Below are 3582 nucleotides of genomic sequence, written 5' to 3'. Positions count from 1 at the left end.
AGACGCCCTCATGGCTCTCTTGGCATGCTTACTCCCAATCAGGCTGAACTGTTATACTGGAAGCAGCCCTAAACTGCCGCTATCCTATTTTCCTCATTCCTCTGTCTACTTTTTTGATTATGGTCCAGAAATGCACATGTGCGCCATTCATCACTTTTCCCATATCGGGATTGTCGTTGACTACTTTTTTAATTCCAATTACTTTAATTTTCATGCTATAAGCACTCCTTTGTTATTTTTATTTTAGGACAAATCGGACAAAACTTTTTGTTGTTGCTACTCTGTCTATGTTATGATAGCGTACAAACTCAAAATGACTTACCCTTTTTGCCCCCTTTTCTCCCTGAGCGTTCGTCAGAACGTGAACGGGCAATGTTTTTTCTGCTTACGGGGCAAACGGGGCAACTATTGTATAGTTTGTTACTGGTCTGTTGTGTTGCTTTGGTTATGAGCCAGTGATAAACCCGTCAACTGTTGCCTTTATTGCCCCGCCTTTTCGTAGTTGATTTTCAAATCGTAACACATGATACCTCCATGTATCTTTCGTGCTTCAATCTGGAATTTTTCACGCAGAATTTTCCCAATTTGATTTTTAGGCTCCACATACAACTTGTTGTCTTTACACCATTTACCGTATTCATAGTTAAACTCTGAGCGTCTTGTTACACCCTCATTCAGAATACAGCATTGTTCGATAAATCCATATAACGAGTTATTCAAGATTTCGTATTTTTTACGTTGTTCCAGAATGACTTTCCCCTCTGTGAACTTGTAACCTCGCTCTATGGTCTTTCGCATGGTGTCAATGGCAATGCTGACAATAGCGTCTCGTTCTTCGTATAATTCGTCTACCAGTTGTGAATTTCTTCGGGATTTTTCAACCACATTGTTGCAGGGAATGATAAGGAATCGTTCATATACATGGACGCCCTTATCTCCGTCAAATCTCGGTAATTCGTTACAGCAAAACATCAACAATCCCCGATATTGGAAAGAAATGGCATCTTTATGCTTGCGGTTGCCATTGAGATTGTCCGAGCCGGTAAGGCTTTTGATAATTTCAATCTGTCCCAAACTTTTAACCGTCATGTCTCCTGCGCCACTTAGGCGCTTATCTTTCACCTGTGCCGCTCCAAAATCTGAATTTAGTTGCTCAATATTGATTGACTGGTTATTCTCTTCGCCAATTATTCTGATAATTAGTTCACGAAGGACGCTTTTACCTGTATTACCCTTGCCATGAAGCATGAGCATTTTCTTATACCGATAGCCATAGACATTGCTGACAATAACACCCATATATTCCATTATCAGCGTTTTCAGTTCTTCATCACCATTGACAAGTTCATGGAGATAGTCCCTAAATTTCGGGCAATCGTCAAATGTCATTCCTGCTGAATACCTACATGGAATGAGGATTGTCGAATAAATCTCATGGCTATGCGGTGTTTTTGTCATTGTATCAAGATGTAAAACCCCATCTTCCATATTGATGATTGATTCATCTGCATTAAATGATGAAAACGGAACCAAGGGTTCAGTAATCAGTTCATTATATACGGCGTCCATATGCTTCTTCATACGAATTTCCAGAGGGATATGTTGTTTGATTTCACACTTACAATCGTTTGTGCTTGTGTTCACATATCGCTTACCGTCAAACCGCAGTAGTTCTGTGTTGCCGATTCTGACATAATGATGTTCGGTGAAAAAATGCTTAGTCAGTCTCGGCTCACTAACATGTAGTCCATCCGTGTCCTCGTACAGCCATTCGTTGGGAATAGTGTAATGTTCACTTTTGCTAAATTTTTCCATAACGTTTTACCTCTTTCTTACAAGCTCCACATCAGGAGCAATATTTAATTGTCAAAGAACAATGATTCGTACTCTTGAAGATAGAGCCTGTTCGTGATATAATCAAATCATCTGGTGCGCACCGTTGTTTGATTACAGTATTAGGATACCATATTTAGATTTACAGTGCCGGATTGCAATTATATACATAAGTTTTTTATATTGAGAAAATCTCAATTTGGAGTGATTAGAAAAATGAAAGAAGCAAATAGTTTAAAAAAGTTCAATTATTACGATAATAAAGAGAAATTAAGAGAAAATATTGCGTATTATGTATCAGAAGCATTATGCATGAAAAATATTACGCAAAAAGAACTTGCAAAATATATTGGCATAGACGAAAGTTCAGTATCTCGTTCCTTGCGTGCTGAACGAGATTTTAATGTATATGAATTAAAATGTATATCAGAGTTTTTGGATATTACCATTGATGAAATTATAACAGGAGTATTATCAAAAAATAGAGAAGAACATATTAGAACCAGATTGAATGACTACTCTATCAACTGGCTGAAATCTATTGAAGACGTAAAACCACATTTATTAGAAATAATCAATCTTATATTAGGACATGAAGAAATTGCAAATGCTATGTTTGAAGCTATCTATTTATATGCCGTTTCCTCTATCTCGCCTACTTACTTCAAAAATGAGGGAACGGTTACAGAACGACAAGCAAGGACACTTGCTGATGATGATTTACTGTTGCGATATGCAATCGTTGGGAGTTTTGAGGAAATCCTTAAACTGATTAAAAAAGAGTATGAACGGATTCCAGACAATTACCATAAACGAAGGCAAGAAGAACAGTTACATTCAATATATGAGTCGTTACGACAGAACCTGCAACGTGTTTCAGACAAATCATATGAAATTGATGTGGAAAATGCAGAGGAAATATTAGACTTTGATAAAGAAGCAGAAGAATATAATAAAAATTAGTATTTATAAAAATAACGCCCCACTTCATTGTGAGGCGTTTTCTTATGCCTATGTATTGCCCCTCTCTTGACGTGTTAAGAGGACGTTAAGCCGTTGTAATCTATTTCAGCGGACAGGTTGCCGTATATAAGTGATAGACAGTTCAGAGGGCAAATTAAAGGTTATTCATCATTCGTATGTCTTGCACGAAAGCAATTTGCTACATCGAGTAAAACAGACACTTCCTTTTCCGACAAATCATCTATATTTAAAACCGCTCCTTGTTTCATACCAAGAAGATAATCGGTAGATACACGAAACAGCTTTGCCAGTTCAACAATGTATTGAGTAGATGGAACAGACAAGCCCATTTCCCAACCGTTAATACTGGAGCGGGTCAATCCCAGTTTTCGAGCAAGTTCAGCTTGTGTCATTCCCAGTTGTTCACGAATGGTTTTGATTTTTTCGGCTAACAAAAACAATTCCTTTGCCATGACATCACCTCATCTCTATACAATAATTTTATTATAATCAAAAAGATGTTTCATTATCATTTAGATGTTATAACTTGACAACAAAATAAAATCATTGTATAATACTGTCATAACTACTTATTTTTACACTTTTATAGTCGACATATGGAAAAAGAAGGAAATTGTAATTGTCAAACGAATTCATTTCGGTTTTGTAAAGTTAAAATGAAAAAATAGCATAATGATTTCACAAAATTCCGCCGATTTTTGCCAAATAGCTTTTAAATGCTCGACTGAAATTTGTCAAGGGTAAAATAAACGTGCTAAAGCACGC

Annotated in this window: 4 protein-coding genes; 1 reads left to right on the top strand and 3 read right to left on the bottom strand. The window is 36.7% G+C overall.

The window, feature by feature from the left end:
* Window positions 1-79 precede the first annotated feature (79 nt).
* Both INF28_RS12955 and INF28_RS12545 read right to left on the bottom strand, forming a co-directional pair.
* Window positions 80-214, bottom strand: a complete 135-nt coding sequence (locus INF28_RS12955) for a hypothetical protein (RefSeq protein WP_264175784.1) — start codon at window positions 212-214, stop codon at window positions 80-82.
* A 266-nt stretch (window positions 215-480) separates the two neighbouring features.
* Entirely contained in the window at window positions 481-1815 is a 1335-nt protein-coding gene (locus INF28_RS12545) for a DNA primase family protein (RefSeq protein ID WP_226393797.1), read from the bottom strand.
* 234 nt (window positions 1816-2049) lie between these two features.
* Here INF28_RS12545 and INF28_RS12540 point away from each other — a divergent pair, with 234 nt between their 5' ends.
* Window positions 2050-2796, top strand: coding sequence for a helix-turn-helix domain-containing protein (locus tag INF28_RS12540; RefSeq protein ID WP_226393796.1), 747 nt, complete (start codon window positions 2050-2052; stop codon window positions 2794-2796).
* Between the two features lie 161 nt (window positions 2797-2957).
* Here INF28_RS12540 and INF28_RS12535 read toward each other — a convergent pair whose 3' ends face one another.
* On the bottom strand, window positions 2958-3269 hold the full coding sequence (locus tag INF28_RS12535) for a helix-turn-helix domain-containing protein (protein ID WP_226393795.1): 312 nt from the start codon (window positions 3267-3269) through the stop codon (window positions 2958-2960).
* Between the last annotated feature and the right edge of the window lie 313 nt (window positions 3270-3582).

The sequence above is a fragment of the Ructibacterium gallinarum genome (genome assembly GCF_014982785.1).
GTDB classification, from domain to species: domain Bacteria; phylum Bacillota; class Clostridia; order Monoglobales; family Monoglobaceae; genus Ructibacterium; species Ructibacterium gallinarum.
This window is presented reverse-complemented; position numbering and strand designations above follow the sequence as displayed.